Source organism: Microbacterium sp. AC132, assembly GCF_979258525.1.
In genome coordinates this window covers 3,033,503-3,049,770 of the sequence record NZ_OZ409862.1, presented here as the reverse complement: position 1 = coordinate 3,049,770, position 16,268 = coordinate 3,033,503, and the positions used below count along the sequence as shown (strand labels likewise).

The 16,268-nt window shown below is 67.7% G+C and carries 13 protein-coding genes and 1 pseudogene; 4 read left to right on the top strand and 10 right to left on the bottom strand.

Annotated elements, in window-relative coordinates; all coding sequences use genetic code 11:
• Positions 1 to 26 precede the first annotated feature (26 nt).
• From ACZZZQ_RS14640 to ACZZZQ_RS14620, 5 genes are all read right to left on the bottom strand, one after another.
• A complete protein-coding gene (locus tag ACZZZQ_RS14640; protein ID WP_230100714.1) occupies positions 27 to 1,808 on the bottom strand; it encodes a peptidoglycan D,D-transpeptidase FtsI family protein in 1,782 nt (593 codons plus the stop codon).
• 39 nt (positions 1,809 to 1,847) lie between these two features.
• Positions 1,848 to 2,423, bottom strand: coding sequence for a cell division protein FtsL (ftsL, locus tag ACZZZQ_RS14635; protein ID WP_053096773.1), 576 nt, complete (start codon positions 2,421 to 2,423; stop codon positions 1,848 to 1,850).
• Positions 2,420 to 3,358: a 16S rRNA (cytosine(1402)-N(4))-methyltransferase RsmH gene (gene rsmH, locus ACZZZQ_RS14630; protein ID WP_053096775.1), complete on the bottom strand. Its 939-nt coding sequence runs from the start codon at positions 3,356 to 3,358 to the stop codon at positions 2,420 to 2,422. The genes ftsL and rsmH overlap by 4 nt, the downstream gene beginning before the upstream one ends.
• A 117-nt stretch (positions 3,359 to 3,475) precedes the next feature.
• Positions 3,476 to 3,907: a division/cell wall cluster transcriptional repressor MraZ gene (mraZ, locus tag ACZZZQ_RS14625; protein ID WP_053096776.1), complete on the bottom strand. Its 432-nt coding sequence runs from the start codon at positions 3,905 to 3,907 to the stop codon at positions 3,476 to 3,478.
• Between the two features lie 279 nt (positions 3,908 to 4,186).
• Positions 4,187 to 4,558, bottom strand: coding sequence for a DUF3040 domain-containing protein (locus ACZZZQ_RS14620; RefSeq protein WP_053096778.1), 372 nt, complete (start codon positions 4,556 to 4,558; stop codon positions 4,187 to 4,189).
• Positions 4,559 to 4,644: 86 nt separating this feature from the next.
• On the opposite strand from ACZZZQ_RS14620, the gene ACZZZQ_RS14615 reads away from it, so the two are divergent.
• Positions 4,645 to 5,745 (top strand): polyprenyl synthetase family protein, encoded by a 1,101-nt coding sequence (locus ACZZZQ_RS14615; RefSeq protein ID WP_463507828.1) that lies wholly within the window; start codon positions 4,645 to 4,647, stop codon positions 5,743 to 5,745.
• Positions 5,746 to 5,771: 26 nt separating this feature from the next.
• Here the strand turns inward: ACZZZQ_RS14615 and ACZZZQ_RS14610 are convergent, their stop codons facing one another.
• Complete coding sequence (locus tag ACZZZQ_RS14610; RefSeq protein WP_332257703.1) at positions 5,772 to 6,116, bottom strand: Rv2175c family DNA-binding protein; 345 nt, start codon at positions 6,114 to 6,116, stop codon at positions 5,772 to 5,774.
• A 215-nt stretch (positions 6,117 to 6,331) separates the two neighbouring features.
• On the opposite strand from ACZZZQ_RS14610, the pseudogene ACZZZQ_RS14605 reads away from it, so the two are divergent.
• Together ACZZZQ_RS14605 and pknB are read left to right on the top strand one after the other, a co-directional pair.
• A pseudogene (locus ACZZZQ_RS14605) lies at positions 6,332 to 7,527 on the top strand (LysM peptidoglycan-binding domain-containing protein).
• Positions 7,528 to 7,606: 79 nt separating this feature from the next.
• The gene (pknB, locus tag ACZZZQ_RS14600; RefSeq protein WP_463496663.1) at positions 7,607 to 9,553 is read left to right on the top strand and encodes a Stk1 family PASTA domain-containing Ser/Thr kinase; all 1,947 of its coding nucleotides are present in this window, start codon (positions 7,607 to 7,609) and stop codon (positions 9,551 to 9,553) included.
• 122 nt (positions 9,554 to 9,675) lie between these two features.
• Here pknB and ACZZZQ_RS14595 read toward each other — a convergent pair whose 3' ends face one another.
• Both ACZZZQ_RS14595 and ACZZZQ_RS14590 read right to left on the bottom strand, forming a co-directional pair.
• Positions 9,676 to 11,016 (bottom strand): class II 3-deoxy-7-phosphoheptulonate synthase, encoded by a 1,341-nt coding sequence (locus ACZZZQ_RS14595; RefSeq protein ID WP_053096786.1) that lies wholly within the window; start codon positions 11,014 to 11,016, stop codon positions 9,676 to 9,678.
• A gap of 37 nt (positions 11,017 to 11,053) precedes the next feature.
• Positions 11,054 to 11,752: a lysophospholipid acyltransferase family protein gene (locus ACZZZQ_RS14590; protein WP_053099163.1), complete on the bottom strand. Its 699-nt coding sequence runs from the start codon at positions 11,750 to 11,752 to the stop codon at positions 11,054 to 11,056.
• Between the two features lie 151 nt (positions 11,753 to 11,903).
• On the opposite strand from ACZZZQ_RS14590, the gene ACZZZQ_RS14585 reads away from it, so the two are divergent.
• Positions 11,904 to 13,736, top strand: a complete 1,833-nt coding sequence (locus ACZZZQ_RS14585) for an AMP-dependent synthetase/ligase (protein WP_056278967.1) — start codon at positions 11,904 to 11,906, stop codon at positions 13,734 to 13,736.
• Between the two features lie 58 nt (positions 13,737 to 13,794).
• Here the strand turns inward: ACZZZQ_RS14585 and ACZZZQ_RS14580 are convergent, their stop codons facing one another.
• Both ACZZZQ_RS14580 and ACZZZQ_RS14575 read right to left on the bottom strand, forming a co-directional pair.
• Entirely contained in the window at positions 13,795 to 14,286 is a 492-nt protein-coding gene (locus ACZZZQ_RS14580) for a peptide deformylase (RefSeq protein WP_463507827.1), read from the bottom strand.
• The gene (locus tag ACZZZQ_RS14575) at positions 14,286 to 16,217 is read right to left on the bottom strand and encodes a MinD/ParA family ATP-binding protein (RefSeq protein ID WP_463507826.1); all 1,932 of its coding nucleotides are present in this window, start codon (positions 16,215 to 16,217) and stop codon (positions 14,286 to 14,288) included. The genes ACZZZQ_RS14580 and ACZZZQ_RS14575 overlap by 1 nt, the downstream gene beginning before the upstream one ends.
• Between the last annotated feature and the right edge of the window lie 51 nt (positions 16,218 to 16,268).

Genomic DNA, 16,268 nt, shown 5'->3' with positions numbered 1-16,268 from the left:
CGTCTCCAGGCGCGGCGGGGCGCCGTCTATTCGAACTTCGGAAGCAGTGCGTCCATCGGGCTGGAGGACGGCATCACGCGGTAGGTCTTCATGGTCTGGGTCATCGCCTTCTGGAAGGCAGAAGCGGTAGCAGCAGACGATGTAACTCTAGTCGGCTCGTCGAGAGTCACCACCACGACGTACTGCGGATCGTCGACCGGCGCGAAGCCCACCATGCTCGTGTAGTACACGCCCGACTTGTAGCCGCCCTTGCCGTCCGGGATCTGCGCGGTACCCGTCTTGCTGGTCACCCGGTAGCCGGGAACCTGGATGCGGTCGGCATTGCCGCCCTGGACGGCCACGTTCTCGAGCATCCGCGTGAGGTCGGCCGCGGTCTGGGGCTTGATGATCTGCTCGGGCTCGGGAGCACCCGGCGTGACCACCGTGCCGTCAGCGGCCGTGCAGGACTCGATCAGCGAGAGACCGATCTTCTCGCCGCCGTTGGCGATCGCCTGGTAGGCACCGGCGAGCTGCGGCGCCGTGACCGTGAAGTATTGACCGAACGTGGTGGTGTAGAGCGACTGGTTGTCCCACTCGCTCGTGGGGTGGATCTCCCCCGAGGTCTCACTGGGGAAGCCGATCGTCGTCTCGCCGACGCCGAAGCGCTCGAGGTAGTCGTGACGGACGTCCGGGCTCACCATCGTGCCGAACTTCGACAGCGCGACGTTCGATGAATCGATGAGCGCGCCGGCGAGGGTGTACTGGAAGGTCGGGTGCACGAACGCGTCGTTGATCACGGCGCCGTTGTCGAACTTCTCGTGCGAGGAGGCCGACACCGTGGGACTCGTCATCGTCACGCCGCCGTTCTCCATCACCGCAGCGGCCGTCACGGCCTTGAACGTCGATCCCGGCTCGAACGGGTAGGTGAAGAGCTTGCTCACCCACGTCTCGGGCGCTGAGGCGTCGAGATCGTTCGGGTCCATGGTCGGCCATTCGGCCGCGGCGCGGATCTTTCCGGTGCCCACCTCGACCACGGTGACGGTGCCGCCCTTGGCGCCCTGGGCCTGCGCCTCTTCCGCGATCATCTGCTGCATGTACCACTGCAGGTCGCTGTTGATCGTGAGCTGCACGGTGCCGCCGTCGACCGCGTCCACCCTGCTCTCACTGCCGGGGATGACGACGGAGTTCTTGCCGGTGCGGTACGACTCCTCGCCGTCCGTGGGGGCGAGGCACTTCTCGTCCATCTTCTCGATGCCGGCCTGCGCAGTGCCGGTCCCGTCGAGGTATCCGAGCAGGTTTCCCGCCACGGCGCCGTTCGGGTAGACCCTGACCTCGCGCGGCTTCATCACGAGATACGAGCCGACCTTGAGGTCGCGCAGCTCGATGTACTTCTCGGTGCTGAGGCCCTTGACCAGCGGCAGGTACTGCGAATCGGGGTTCTCGGCGAGGGCAGCGGCGACATCGGCACGCAGCTCGTCCGCATCCAGCCCCATGATCTCGGCGATGCGCGTCGACGCCTCAGCCCAGGGCAGTGGCGGCGGGTTCTTCTCGTCCTCCTCCAGAAGGCGGATGACCTGGGGGCTGAGCTGCGCGTCGTAGACCATGACGCTCTCGGCCAGCACGGATCCGTCGCTGTCGACCACCGAGCCGCGTTCACCGGGAATCGCGGTGCGGTGCGCGATGAACTCGAGCGACTGTGCGACATGCTCGTCGGCCTTCACCACCTGGATGTCGACGAGCCGCACGACGAAGGCGGCCAGGATCGCCAGGATCACCGCGAGAGCGACGACCGTGCGTCGCCGGGGTGTCCGGGTGGCTCGTGTCGTCATGGACTCTCTCCGTCAGGTCTCGATGGTGGGTGTGGTCGTCTAGCGAGTGCTGGGGCTCGGGAGTCCGTCGGTGATCGCCGGCGGAAGCTCCTGCGCAGAGTGCCCGGCCGCTCCGTCGGGCGCGGGGTCGTCTGCCGTGGAGGCGTTCACCGGCACGTCGTTCAGCAGGGAGTTGCTCACCGCGCCGGCGCCGTTCGGATCGATGGTCGACGAGCCGGTCGCGCCGGTTCCCTGGCCGAAGACGGCTCCATCGCTCAGGCGGAGGTAGGACGGGGCCCCTGCCACGACCATGCCCAGGGATGCGGCACTGGCGGCGAGCGACTGGGGAGAGCTCATCCCGGTGAGATCCTCCTGCAGCGCGTTCGTCCGCAGATCCAGTTCGTGCTGCTGCGACGTGAGGCCTGCCAGCACGAAGGAGTCCTGGGTGATCGCCAGCGAGAGGCCGATCTGCACGCCTCCGATGGCCATGGCTCCTGCGAGCGCCACCAGCGCGTAGGCGAGCTTCGGCTTGCGGCGGACGGGGGTTCCCGTCACCGGCTCGAGACGCCGACGCGGTGCGCGTTCGGGTGCCTCGGGGAGCGCCCTCGGCCTCGGCGCTGCGACGTTCAGACTCATGAGCTCTCACGCACTTTCTCTGCGGCACGCAGTCGGACGGGGATGGCGCGGGGGTTGCGAGCCCGTTCGGCGTCGTCGGCGAGCTCCGCACCCTTGGTGATGATGCGGAACCGCGGCGCGTGCTCCGGCAGCTCGACGGGGAGTCCCCGCGGTGCGGTGGAGGCTGCACCGGCGGCGAAGGCCTGCTTCACGAGTCGGTCCTCGAGAGACTGGTACGACATCACCACGATGCGTCCGCCGACCGCGAGCGCATCCATGGCTGCGGGAATCGCATCCGCGAGTACGTTGAGCTCGGTGTTCACTTCGATCCGCAGCGCCTGGAAGACGCGCTTGGCCGGGTGCCCGGCCCGCTGAGCAGCTGCGGGCGTCGCCGCCTGGAGGATCTCGACGAGTTCGCCGGAGCGCGTGATCGGCTTCTTCTCGCGTGCGGCGATGATGAAGCGCGCATAGCGTCCCGCGAGCTTCTCTTCGCCATAGCGCTCGAAGATGCGACGCAGGTTGCCTTCGGTGTAGGTCGCGATCACCTCGGCGGCCGTCACGCCCTTCGTCTGATCCATCCGCATGTCCAGCGGCGCATCTTTCGAGTAGGCGAAGCCGCGTTCGGCTTCATCGAGCTGCAGCGACGAGACGCCCAGGTCGAAGAGGATGCCCGAGGCGCCCTGAGCGTGCAGTCCGATCTCGTCATAGACCGTGTGCACCAGCGTCACCCGGTCACGGAAACGAGCGAGACGCTCCCCCGCGATGCGTAGAGCGTCGGTGTCGCGATCGAGGCCGACGAGGCGGATGTTCGGGAACCGCTCGAGCAGCGCTTCGGAGTGACCGCCCATGCCGAGGGTGGCATCGACGAGCACCGCTCCGTCCGCCTGCAGCGCAGGGGCGAGAAGCTCGACGCAGCGTTCGAGGAGTACGGGGGTGTGGATGTCGCGGAGGTTCATGATCTTTCTCGGGTGATCTCTGTATCTCGGTGACCAGGGCCCTGATCCCCCTCCGCTTCACGACCCGGCACCGGGGAAGTGTGTCGGGGCAGGAGCGGCGGGGCATCACAGCCGTGGTCAGAAGAGGCCCGGAATCACCTCCTGCTCGAGATCTGCGTAGGTCTCCTCGCCTGCTGCGAGGTAGGTGTTCCAGCTCTCCGCATCCCAGATCTCGGCGTGGGCGCCGACTCCGGTGACGATGAGCTCCTTCTGCAGCCCCGCGTATTGACGGAGGTGCACGGGGATGGTGATGCGGTTCTGACTGTCGGGCATCTCCGCACTCGCACCGGAGAGGAACAGGCGCATGAAGTCACGCGCCTGCTTGTTCGCGAGCGGCGCCTGGCGGATCCGCTCGTGCATCGTCTCGAACTCGGCCGTGCTGAAGACGTAGAGGCAGCGTTCCTGCCCTCGGGTGACGACGATGCCGCCACCGAGGTCTTCGCGGAACTTCGCAGGAAGGATGACCCGTCCTTTGTCGTCCAACTTCGGAGAATGCGTTCCCAGCAACATCAGCCATCACCCCCTCTCCGTCCGGCCAACTCGAGGTGCGCCCCACTTTACTCCACTTTCCTCCACAAACCTACGATCAATCCCTGTCCAGACCGCTCCTGTGAGTGCGCGTACGACAAAGAGCCGCGGATTTCCGCGGCTCAAGGGCGGTGGAGGATGGTGGAGCGCGAGTGGAGGACGGAGCCCGGCATCACGACGCAGCCCCGGGCCGGCATACGGGTCCGAACGCACGAAGGCCCGGATGCTCAGAGCATCCGGGCCTTCGTGAAGGTGTGTGGGTCAGTTGCCGTCTTGGCGGCGGTCCCATCGATCGTTCATGCGATCCATGAAGGACGCTGAGCTCTGCTGCTTCGCCGCGCGTTCGCGGGGTGCAGCGGAGAGGGGCTTGCGGACGGGGGTCACAGCGATCATGACGCCGCCGAGCATGGCGGCGAATCCGATCACTCCGACCACGACTCCCCAGACATCCCCGAGGACGACTCCGACGATCAGCCCACCCACACCGGCGAGGAGCAGAAGGGCTCCGTACACGAGGTTGCGGTAGCTGAGAGCGCGGTCACCAGACGGCGCAGTGACGACATCGGCGTCGTTGTGGAGGAGATGGCGTTCCATCTCGTCGAGCAGACGCTGCTCCTGTTCGGAGAGTGGCATTTCGTCCCCCTCGGGTATTCGTCCGTCCATTCTACGCGCGGTATGCCGCTGCGGGCTAGCTTCAAGGGCCTCCGTTGGCTTTACGTATGCTGGGAGTCGTGCCGTCCCCCTCATTTGTCTCCGACGCCGTCGCCGCACGCCTGCGCCTCTTCCTCGACCGGATGCGAGGCGAGTCGGCAGAATACGGCCCGGATGCCGAAGGCCTGATCGACTCGGCAGCCGACACCCTGGTGGGTGGCAAGCGCCTGCGGGCCCGTTTCTGCCACGCGGGATGGCAGTCGGTCGCACGTTTCCGCGACCGCGACGCCGAGGAATCGACGGGCCTCTGGGATGTCTGTGCGGCTCTGGAGATCTTCCAGTCGGCCGCACTGGTGCACGACGACCTGATCGACAACTCCGACACGAGGCGGGGACGTCCGGCGGCCCACCGCGCACTCGAAGGCGCGCACGTCGCAGCCGGATGGCGAGGCGACCCCGCCGCCTTCGGCCGCTCGTCGGCGATCCTGCTCGGTGACCTGCTGGTGGCCTGGAGCGACGACCTCCTCGAGGAGGCGATCGAGCCGCTCCCCCACGCCTCGGCGGTCCGCCGCGAATACGGACGGATGCGACGGGACGTCACCGTGGGCCAATTCCTCGACATCGCGGAGGAGTCCGCCTGGAGCGTCCACGCCACGGACTCGCACGTCGAGCGTGCGCTTCGCGTCGTCTCCCTCAAATCCGCGAGGTACAGCATCGAGCAGCCCCTCGTGCTCGGTGCAGCGATCGCGGATGCCGACGCGGACCAGCGTCTGGCGCTTCGCGAGTTCGGCCATCCGGTCGGGATGGCCTTCCAGCTGCGCGACGACCTGCTCGGCGTCTACGGCGACGCCGCCGTGACCGGCAAACCTGCCGGTGACGACCTGCGCGAGGGCAAGCGCACCGTGCTGGTCGCTCTGACGAGGCAGACTCTCGACGCGTCCGCTCGCACCCTGTTCGATGAGATGCTCGGCGATCCCGACCTCACCAGCGAGCAGGTCGCATTCCTCCAGGCGACGATCACGGCCTCCGGCGCCCTGGAGCGCGTGGAGCGGATGATCGACGACTATGCGCGGGAAGCAGATCGCGCTCTCTCCGGAGCGCGGCTCGACAACACCGCTGTCGGAGACCTGCGCGATCTCGCACGCGCTGCGACGGTGCGCTCGGCCTGAGCGCGAACCGCTTCAGAGAGCTCGGTTCAGGCGAGGGTGCGGGCGACCCTGCGGACAGCACTCTTGTGTCCGGCCAGGAGCGCATCGATCGGCGAGCGACCCAGTTCCTCCTCGGGAGCGAGGAGCCAGTCGATGACCTCGTCGTCGGAGAAGCCCGCATCCTGCAGCACGATGATCGTGCCGCGCAGCGAGGGCAGCGGGTGGTTGTCGACGATGAACACCGACGGAACCGCGAACACGCCCGAGCGGCGCGAGCCGACGAGGTAGTGCTCGTCGATGAGCCTGCGCACACGACCGAGGGCCTCGTCGAGGACTTCCACGAGGTCGGGCATCGTGAGCCACTCGGTGGCGGTGACGCCGGCGGCGCTCACGGCGTTCGCGGACGCAGCCTCGGGCTGCGAGGTTTCAGACGGGTTGCTTTCAGACGGCACAGACACGTTGCAACTATCTCACCTCTGAGCGCTGATCGCACTTTCCGCATCGGGGCTTCGGTTCACATCGGCACCATCCGCACCATCCGTCACTCCTGTTGACATCCGTTTACATCCGTGTCAGCGTGGGCGGACGCCGAACAAGGGGGATCCCCGTGAGAACGCCTGCCGTCGCGCGACGAACGCGCACTCTTCAGCTCGGGGTGCCCGCCGCCCTCTTGGGCACGCTGTCTGCGGGGATCGCTGCCACCCCCGCATCCGCCGACGCGGTCTCGTCTCCGATCGAACGACTGCAGGCGACGCCGACGCGGATCGCGCCGACCGAGGCGCCTCCTGCCGTGTACACGGTGCGGCCGGGCGACACGATCTCGTCGATCGCGAACCGGTTCGGTCTGCGCACCGTCGAGGTCCTGGCTTGGAACGGACTCAGTTGGCGTTCGGTGATCTACCCGGGGCAGACGCTGTCGTTGGCAGGAGCGAGTGCCCCCTCGCCGGCCCCGGCCCCGGTTCAGGCGGCACCGACGGCGACGCACACCGTCGTCGCCGGCGAGACCGTGTTCGGCATCGCGCAGAAGCACGGGACGAGCGTCGACGCTGTTCTCGCCGCGAACGGCCTCGACCGGTCGTCCGTGATCTACCCCGGCCAGCAGCTCGCGCTCAGCGGCGCGTCAGCTCCGTCGGCCGCACCACCGGCAACCCCCGCGCAGACAGCCGCCCCCGTTCCGACCGCGACCGGTGGCCAGGCGCACGCTGTCGCCGCAGGAGACACCCTGTTCGCCATCGCGAAGAAGTACGGCACGACCGTCGCGCAGCTCCTCGCGCTGAACGGCCTGGGTTCCGGAGCCATCATCTACCCCGGCCAGTCGCTGACCGTCGCGCCGGCGCCGGCTCCGGCTCCGACGCCCGCCCCGGCGGCGGCCACGCCCCTCCCCAGCTGTTCGCGAACCTCGACGCCGAACAGGCCGCGAACGCCTCGCTCATCATCCGCGTCGGACGCGAGCTCGGCGCGCCCGACCGCGCCATCGCGATCGCTCTCGCCACCGCCATGGTCGAATCCAGCATGCGCAATCTGTCGTGGGGTGACCGCGACTCCCTCGGCCTCTTCCAGCAGCGCCCCAGCATGGGCTGGGGTTCGCCCGAGCAGGCGGTCGACGCCGACCGGAGCACCCGCGTCTTCTTCGGCGGCTCGTCGGATCCGAACGGGCAGGCCTCGCGGGGGCTCTTCGACATCTCAGGCTGGGAGAGCATGTCGTTCACGGATGCCGCGCAGGCCGTCCAGATCTCGGCGTACCCCGATCGTTACGGCCAGTGGGAGACGCAGGCCCACCAGTGGCTCGGTGTCCACGGGTGACGCGCTTCCGGGCAAACCCGCAGGTGCAAGGGGCGAGCCGCTCCCGGGGCTTTCAGGCAGTTCTCCATAGAATCTTGACGTGACGACCAATCAGCAGGCCGACCCCCTCATCGGGCGGCTTGTCGACGGTCGGTACCGCGTGCGCGCCCGAATCGCCCGTGGAGGCATGGCGACCGTCTATGTCGCCACCGATCTCCGCCTCGAGCGGCGCATCGCTCTGAAGGTCATGCACGCGCACCTGAGCGACGACTCCGCCTTCCAGAGCCGGTTCATCCAAGAGGCACGTGCTGCCGCGCGGCTGGCCGATCCCCACGTCGTCAACGTGTTCGACCAGGGCCAGGACGGCGAACTCGCATACCTGGTGATGGAGTACCTTCCCGGCATCACGCTGCGCGAACTGCTGCGCGAGCAGAAGCGGCTCACGATCCCGCAGACGATCACCATCATGGATGCCGTCCTCGCCGGCCTCTCCGCAGCGCACCGCGCCGGGATCGTGCACCGTGACGTGAAGCCCGAGAACGTGCTGCTGGCCGAAGACGGACGCATCAAGATCGGCGACTTCGGTCTCGCCCGTGCGACCACCGCGAACACGGCCACCGGACAGCAGCTGCTCGGAACCATCGCCTATCTCGCACCCGAGCTCGTCACTCGCGGCACTGCCGACGCCAGGAGCGACATCTACGCGCTGGGCATCATGCTGTACGAGATGCTCGTCGGCGAACAGCCGTACAAGGGCGAGCAGCCCATGCAGATCGCCTTCCAGCACGCCACCGAGTCCGTGCCGCGCCCGAGCGTGCGCAATCCCGGCGTGCCGGAGGAGCTCGACGAACTTGTGCTCTGGGCCACGGAGAAATCGCCGGATGAGCGTCCCGACGATGCGCAGCAGATGCTGGAGCGACTGCGCGAGATCGAGCGCGGGCTCGGGATCGCACCCGCCGTCGCCGCTGCGACGACGTCGCAGCGCTCGCAGGCCGACTCCGCGGACCTCACCAAGGTCATGCCGAGCACGATGGTCATCGCCGACCCGACCGCCCCGGTCACGGCTGCCGTCGACAACGCGACGCTCCTGCGTCGCCGCTCATCACGACGTCGCGCGCGCGGAGCGTTCCTTCTGACGCTGGTGCTGCTTCTCGCGACCGTCGCCGGTGGTGTCGGCTGGTGGTTCGGGTCCGGTCCTGGTTCACTCGTCGCCGTCCCCGGGGTGGCCGGTCTGTCGTACGACGACGCCGCATCGGCGTTGACTGCAGAGGGCTTCGTGCCGGTGCGCGGCGAGGAGAGCTCCATCGACATCGCCGCCGGTGAGACGATCCGTACGGACCCCGGCGAGGGCGAACGCCTCGACAAGGGCACCGAGATCACCGTCTTCGTGTCCTCGGGTCCGGCGTCGCACACAGTAGAGACCCTCAACGGCAAGACCGAGCAGGAAGCTCGCGACTACCTCGCGGACATCAGGATCAACGTCACAGAGACCTCCCTGCAGCTCTTCTCCGACGCCGAGGCCGGGCGCGTGATCAACGCCTTCGTGACGCCTCGCGACGGCGGCGAGGTCTATGCGTGCGCCGAGGGCTGCGAGCTGCGCGAGGACGACACGGTCGAGCTGTACGTCTCCGCCGGCGCGTTCCCCGATGTCGCAGGAATGAGCGTCGATCAGGCGACGAACACGCTGCGCGACAAGGGCGTCGAGGTCAACCCGGAGTCGCAGTTCGTCTTCAGCGACTCGGTCGCGAAGGATGTCGTCATCGGCGTCACCGACCGCACCGAAGAGGGCAATCGGCGCCCCGGCGATACCGTTCAGCTGATCGTCTCGAAGGGACCCGAACTGTTCCCCGTGCCCGAGGTCGAGGGGATGAGCCGCGACGAGGCCGCCCAGGTGATCCGGAATGCCGGTTTCGAACCGACCTGGAACGGCATCTGGAACGCGTTCCCCAACGACTTCACCGAGGTCAGCGGGTCCGATCCGGGTGCCGGCGCGCAGCGCCCGAAGGGCACCGAGATCACCCTCCAGATCCGCAGCAGCGCGTTCTAGGAGGCGGGCGGTTCCCGCCCCTATCGTCCGCGGCCGCACGCCGTCGGCCGCCTGTCGCAGCCGCCACACAGAAAGGGTCCTCTCCGACTACGGAGAGGACCCTTCTGTCTGATGGATCGTGGTCAGCGCTTCTCGAGCTCTTCGGCCACGAGGAAGGCGAGCTCGAGCGACTGCATGTGGTTGAGACGCGGGTCGCACAGGCTCTCGTAGCGGGTCGCGAGGGCGGCCTCGTCGATGTGCTCGGATCCGCCCAGGCACTCGGTGACGTCGTCACCGGTGAGCTCGACGTGGATGCCGCCGGGGAACGTGCCCACGGCCCGGTGTGCCTCGAAGAAGCCGCGGACCTCGTCGACGACGTCATCGAAGCGACGCGTCTTGTACCCCGTGGGCGTCGTGATGCCGTTGCCGTGCATGGGGTCGGTGACCCACAGCGGCTGCGCGCCCGAGTCGCGGACGGCCTCGAGCAGCGGCGGCAGCGCGTCGCGGATCTTGCCCGCGCCCATGCGCGTGATGAACGTCAGACGGCCCGGCTCGCGGTCGGGGTCGAGCTTGTCGATCAGCGCGAGCGCCGTATCGGGCGACGTGGTCGGACCGAGCTTCACGCCGATGGGGTTGCGGATCTTCGAGAAGTAGTCGACGTGCGCACCGTCGAGCTCGCGCGTGCGCTCCCCGATCCACAGGAAGTGCGCCGAGGTGTTGAACGGCGTGTCCGTACGGGAGTCGATGCGGGTCATCGGGCGCTCGTAGTCCATCAGCAGGCCCTCGTGCCCGGTGAAGAACTCGACGCGGGTGAGCTCGTCGAAGTCGGCGCCGGCCGCCTCCATGAACTTGATGGCCCGGTCGATCTCGGCCGCCATGCGCTCGTAGCGCTGGTTCGCCGGGTTCTGCGCGAAGCCCTTGTTCCACGAGTGCACCTCGCGCAGATCGGCGAAGCCACCCTGCGTGAACGCGCGGATGAGGTTCAGCGTCGACGCGGCCGTGTGGTATCCCTGCAGCAGGCGGCCGGGATCGGCGCGGCGGGACGCCTCGGTGAAGTCGTAGCCGTTCACGATGTCGCCGCGGTAGGCGGGAAGCGTGACATCGCCACGGGTCTCGGTGTCGCTCGACCGCGGCTTCGCGAACTGGCCGGCCATGCGACCCATCTTCACCACGGGCATCGATGCGCCGTACGTCAGCACCACGGCCATCTGCAGGACCGTCTTGATCCTGTTGCGGATCTGGTCGGCGGTGGCACCCGCGAAGGTCTCTGCGCAGTCGCCGCCCTGCAGCAGGAACGCCTTGCCGGACGCTGCTCGCGCAAGACGATCGCGGAGGTTGTCGACCTCGCCGGCGAACACCAGGGGCGGGAGCGTCGAGATCTGCGTGGAGACCTCGGAGACACGCTCTGCGTCGAGCCACTGAGGCTGCTGTTTGATCGGGAGCGAGCGCCACGCATCAAGCGCGTCGATGTGGTGCTGGAGCATGTGTCCAGCCTAGTGCTCGCGACGAAGCCGGGATGCCTCAGGAGCGCTGTGTGACGCGGGCCGGGAGCCGGTCCTTCACGGTCGATGCGTACACGTCGTCGTACTGCTGTTCACCCAGTCGCTGGAGGGCGACCATGATCTCGTCCGTGACCGAGCGGAGGATGTAGCGATCGTTCTCCATGCCCGCGTAGCGGGAGAAGTCCAGGGGCTCTCCGATGACGATCCCGACCCGCACCACGCGCGGCAGGCGCTGCCCGATGGGCATCGCGGTGTCGGTGTCGACCATGATCACCGGGATCACCGGGACCTTCGCCTCCATCGCCATCCGGGCGATGCCCGTGCGGCCACGGTAGAGCCGGCCGTCGGGGCTCCGCGTGCCCTCCGGATAGATGCCGAGCAGGTCGCCGCGTCCGAGGACCTGCAGGCCGGTGTTGAGAGAGGCTTCGGACGCCTTGCCGCCGGAGCGGTCGATCGGGATCTGCCCCGTCGCCTTCATGAAGAACTTGGTGGCCCAGCCCTTGATCCCGCGTCCGGTGAAGTAATCGCTCTTGGCGAGGAACGACATCGGTCGGTCGATCATCAGCGGCAGGAAGATGGAATCGGCGAAGGAGAGGTGGTTGCTGGCGAGGATCGCCGCGCCGTTCGCCGGGATGTTCGCGCGCCCGACCACCCATGGTCGGAATATCGCTTTGACCACGGGACCGATCGCCACGTACTTCATCAGCCAGTAGAACATCGAGGTGAAGTCTAGCGTCGTGCTCGGCATCCGCCACAGCCGCGGTCTCGCGAGACCCGATCGGCGACTGAGTGTCACCTAATATGCGACCGAGTGTCATGCTCTAGACTCGTGTGCAACCCAGTGCCCGACCGGTACCGAAGGAGCTGCCGTGGTCCAGTTTGAAGTCCCCGCCGTCGTCCCCGCCGACCCAGACGCGAACATCGCCGACCTGCTGGCGAAGCGCGTCCAGGCGACTCCCGATCGCCCCCTCTTCGCAGTGCCCGATGGCGACGGATGGCGCGACATCACCGCAGCCGACTTCGAGACCGCGGTCATCGCGCTGGCCAAGGGCTTCGTCGCCGCGGGCATCCAGCCGGGTGAGAAGGTGGGCTTCCTCGCACGCACGACCTACGAGTGGACTCTCGTCGACTTCGCGCTGTTCTACGCCGGCGCCGTGATGGTCCCGATCTACGAGACCAGCTCTCCTTCGCAGATCCAGTGGATCCTCGAGGATTCCGGTGCCATCGCCCTCGTGGTCGAGTCGCCGGAGCACTTCGCTCGGCTCGACGAGGTGCGCGGCGACCTCCCGCTGCTCCGCGAGGTATGGCAGCTGCACCTCGGAGCGATCGATTCGCTGACCGCCCAGGGGGCATCCGTCACCGATGCCGAGATCGAGCGTCTCCGCAACATCGCCGTCGGTTCTGACATCGCCACCCTCATCTACACCTCGGGGTCGACCGGCCGCCCCAAGGGCTGCGTCCTCACACACAGCAACTTCGTCGAGCTGTGCCGCAATTCCGCGACGGCACTCGACGCAGTGGTTCAGACACCGGGTTCCTCCACGCTGCTCTTCATCACGACAGCGCACGTGTTCGCGCGCTTCATCTCGATCCTCAACATCCACGCCGGCGTGCGCACCGGACACCAGCCCGACACTCGACAGCTGCTGCCGGCGCTCGGGTCGTTCAAGCCGACCTACCTCCTCGCCGTGCCGCGCGTCTTCGAGAAGGTCTACAACTCTGCTGAGCAGAAGGCCGAGGCCGGTGGGAAGGGGAAGATCTTCCGCGCCGCCGCCGACGTCGCCATCCAGCACTCGAAGCTCGTCGAGGAGGGCAAGAGCATCCCGATCGGGACGAAGCTCAAGTTCGCGCTCTTCAACAAGCTCGTCTACAGCAAGCTGCGTGAAGCCATGGGCGGCAGAGTCGTCTACGCGGTGTCGGGCTCCGCTCCCCTCGGTTCGCGTCTGGGCCACTTCTTCCACAGCCTCGGCGTCGTGATCCTCGAGGGATACGGTCTCACCGAGACGACTGCTCCGGCGACCGTGAACCTGGCCGACAAGTCGAAGATCGGCACCGTCGGCCCCGCGCTCCCCGGTGTGGGTGTGCGACTCGCGGACGACGGTGAGATCCAGGTCCGCGGCATCAACGTCTTCAAGGAGTACTGGAACAACCCCGAGGCGACCGCAGAGGCGTTCAGCGACGGCGGCTGGTTCCACACGGGCGACATCGGCAGCTTCGACTCCGAGGGCTTCCTGACCATCACCGGTCGCAAGAAGGAGATCATCGTCACGGCCGGCGGAAAGAACGTCGCGCCGGCCGCGCTGGAAGACCCGATCCGCGCGAATCCGATCATCGGACAGGTCGTCGTCGTCGGCGACCAGCGTCCGTTCATCTCCGCGCTCATCACGCTGGATCCCGAGATGCTTCCGACCTGGCTCGGCAACGCAGGCCTCCCGAAGGAGATGTCGCTCGCCGAGGCCGCCACGAACGATGCCGTCCGTGCCGAGATCCAGAAGGCGGTCGATGCCGCCAACGCCCGCGTGTCGCGCGCGGAGTCCATCCGCAAGTTCACCGTTCTCGACAGCGAGTGGACCGAGGCCTCCGGTCACCTCACTCCGAAGCTGTCGATCAAGCGCAACGTGATCATGAGCGACTTCGCCGACGAGATCGCTGCCATCTACGACGAACCCGTCTCGACGACCAACGTCGCGATCGGCGGCTGAGGCTCGCGAGACAGCAGAAAGGCCCCGCTCCGGCGGGGCCTTTCTCAGTGTCCGGGGATCAGAACCAGGCGCTCTCTCTGACCTCGCGCATCGCACGCTTGCGGGTCTCGGCATCCAGCCTCGTGAGATATAGCTTCCCATCGAGGTGATCGGTCTCGTGCTGAAGCGCCTGCGCCAGCAGACCGCTTCCTTCAAGCACCACCGGCTCACCGTCGAGGTCGATGCCCTCGACGCGGGCCCACGGGTGTCGCAGGGCGTCGTGCCACAGGCCGGGAACCGACAGGCAGCCCTCCCCCGTGGGCACCGGCTCACCCCGGACCGCGGTCAGGACGGGATTGAGCACGTAACCGATGTCACCGTCGATGTTGTAGCTGAAGGCGCGGAGCGCGACGCCGATCTGCGGAGCCGCGACACCGGCACGGCCAGGCAGCTCGACGGTGTCGATCAGATCGGCGACGAGCGCGCGCACCCCCTCGTCGATACGGTCGATCGGTGCGCAGACGGTGCGAAGCACGGGGTCACCGAAGACCCGGATCTCACGGACCGCCATCAGGCGCCCTTCGCCCGCAGACCTTCGACGAGCAGCGCAGCCAGCTCCCGTGCCGCCACCCGTGTCTCAGGCTGGAGATTGGCGAAGACGATGGTCCCGCCCCCGGCGATCTGCGAGTCGTACGGCATCCGCACCACATGCTTCGCCCTCGTGCCGAAATGCGCTTCGAGCTCGTTGAGGCGCACCAGCGGGGCGCCGGGCGTCGACTGGTTCAGCACCACGACCGCCTCGCGGGCCTGCTCGGCGTACCCGTTGCTCTCGAGCCAGGTCAGCGTCTCCGACGCCAGCCGCGCCTCGTCGACGCTCAGCCCCGACACGATCACGATCTGATCGGCCAGATCGAGCGTGGCCGACATGACCGAGTGCACGATGCCTGTTCCGGTGTCCGTGAGCACGAGCGAGTAGTAGTGCGCGGCGACGCCTGCCACGTCGCGATAGTCGCTGTCGCTGAACGCCTCGGCGATCCGAGGATCCGAGTCGGACGCGAGCACGTCGAGGCGGGTGGCATCTCGCGCGACGATCGCAGAGATGTCGTGATACCCCCTGACCTCGTCATGGATGCGGACGAGGTCGCGCACCGACTTGTTGTGGTGCGGCCGCACCACGCGCTCGGCGAGGGTGCCGCGGTCGGGGTTGGCGTCGACCGCGATCACGCGATCGTCCCTGGCGTCGGCGAGGGCCATGCCCAGCAGAGCGGTGATCGTCGTCTTGCCGACTCCGCCCTTCCGCGACAGCACGGGGACGAACCGGGCTCCCCCGACGATCGGAGCGGCGATCCGCGCGCTCAGAGCCTTCCGCTCGCGGGCGCGGCGTCCGTCACCGATGTTGATCCGGCGCCCCGAGATGGCGTAGAGGAAGTGGCTCCACGCCCCTTCGGGTTCGGGCTTGGTGAGACGGTGCGGATCGAGCAGTCGGTCGGCGGTGAGGAGGTCGGCGCTCTCGCGAGAGGAGTCGCCGAGGTCGTCCAGACGCTTCGACGAGAGCTGCACGTCGGCCCGGGTCGATCGAGTCGCGGGTGCTACGGCGGTCCTGGGCTTCTGTGCGTCCATTGCCGAAGTCTCCTTCTTGGCGAGAGATGATGCCGCCGACGCTCTCCTCGAGGTCGGCGCGGCGTCGAAGTCCGCCTTCGCCTTGGCGATGAACGCCGTGGCGGCAGCGGCCTCCGCGGCGACGGCGTCAGCGGGCGCTGCATCCGGCTTCGCGGACGGAACGGCGCCGGCATCCGTGGCTGTTGCGGTCACCGGAGTGCGCTCACGTGTGCGCGGGGGCTCGGGCTGAGCGTCCTGTTCGGTCTCCGACTGCGATTCTGGCTCGGGCTCGGGCTCGGGCTCGGGCTCGGGCTCGATTTCAAGCTCGGGCTCGATTTCACGCTCGACCTCAGACTCAGACTCGACCTCAGACTCAGACTCGACCTCAGATTCAGGCTCGACCTCAGACTCGACCTCAGACTCAGACTCGACCTCAGGCTCAGACTCGACCTCAGGCTCGGGCTCGACCTCAGGCTCAACTTCGAGCTCAGGCTCAGGCTCAAGCTCGACTGCGGACTCAGGCTCGACCTCAGACTCAGGCTCTACCGCAGGCTCAGGCTCCGCCTGGGGCTCTCCTTCCGCCTCGACTTCGGGTCGCTGGATCTCTTTCTTCGCGGGCTCCGGCGGCAGCTCGATGATCATCGGCGCCGCGCCGAGCGGTGCCGGTGCGATCTCCGCCGCAGCCTTCGCCGCGGCGACGGGCTCGTCGACGATCAGATCCGCGACGACCTCGCCCTCGATGACGCCGTCGTCTTCCAGGTCGTCGTCATCGTCCGTCGGCAACACCACGCTCACCTGCGCGGTGCCGAGGATCCCGATCGCCGAGGTGTCCAACGACGTCGCGTCGTCGAGGACCCCTCTGGACTCATCGTCCGGGTTGTCTGCCACGTTCTTCGGGGTCACTGTGTCACTCCAAGCTTGTGCGGGCCTCGGGTGCGTTGCGTCGAACGCGGC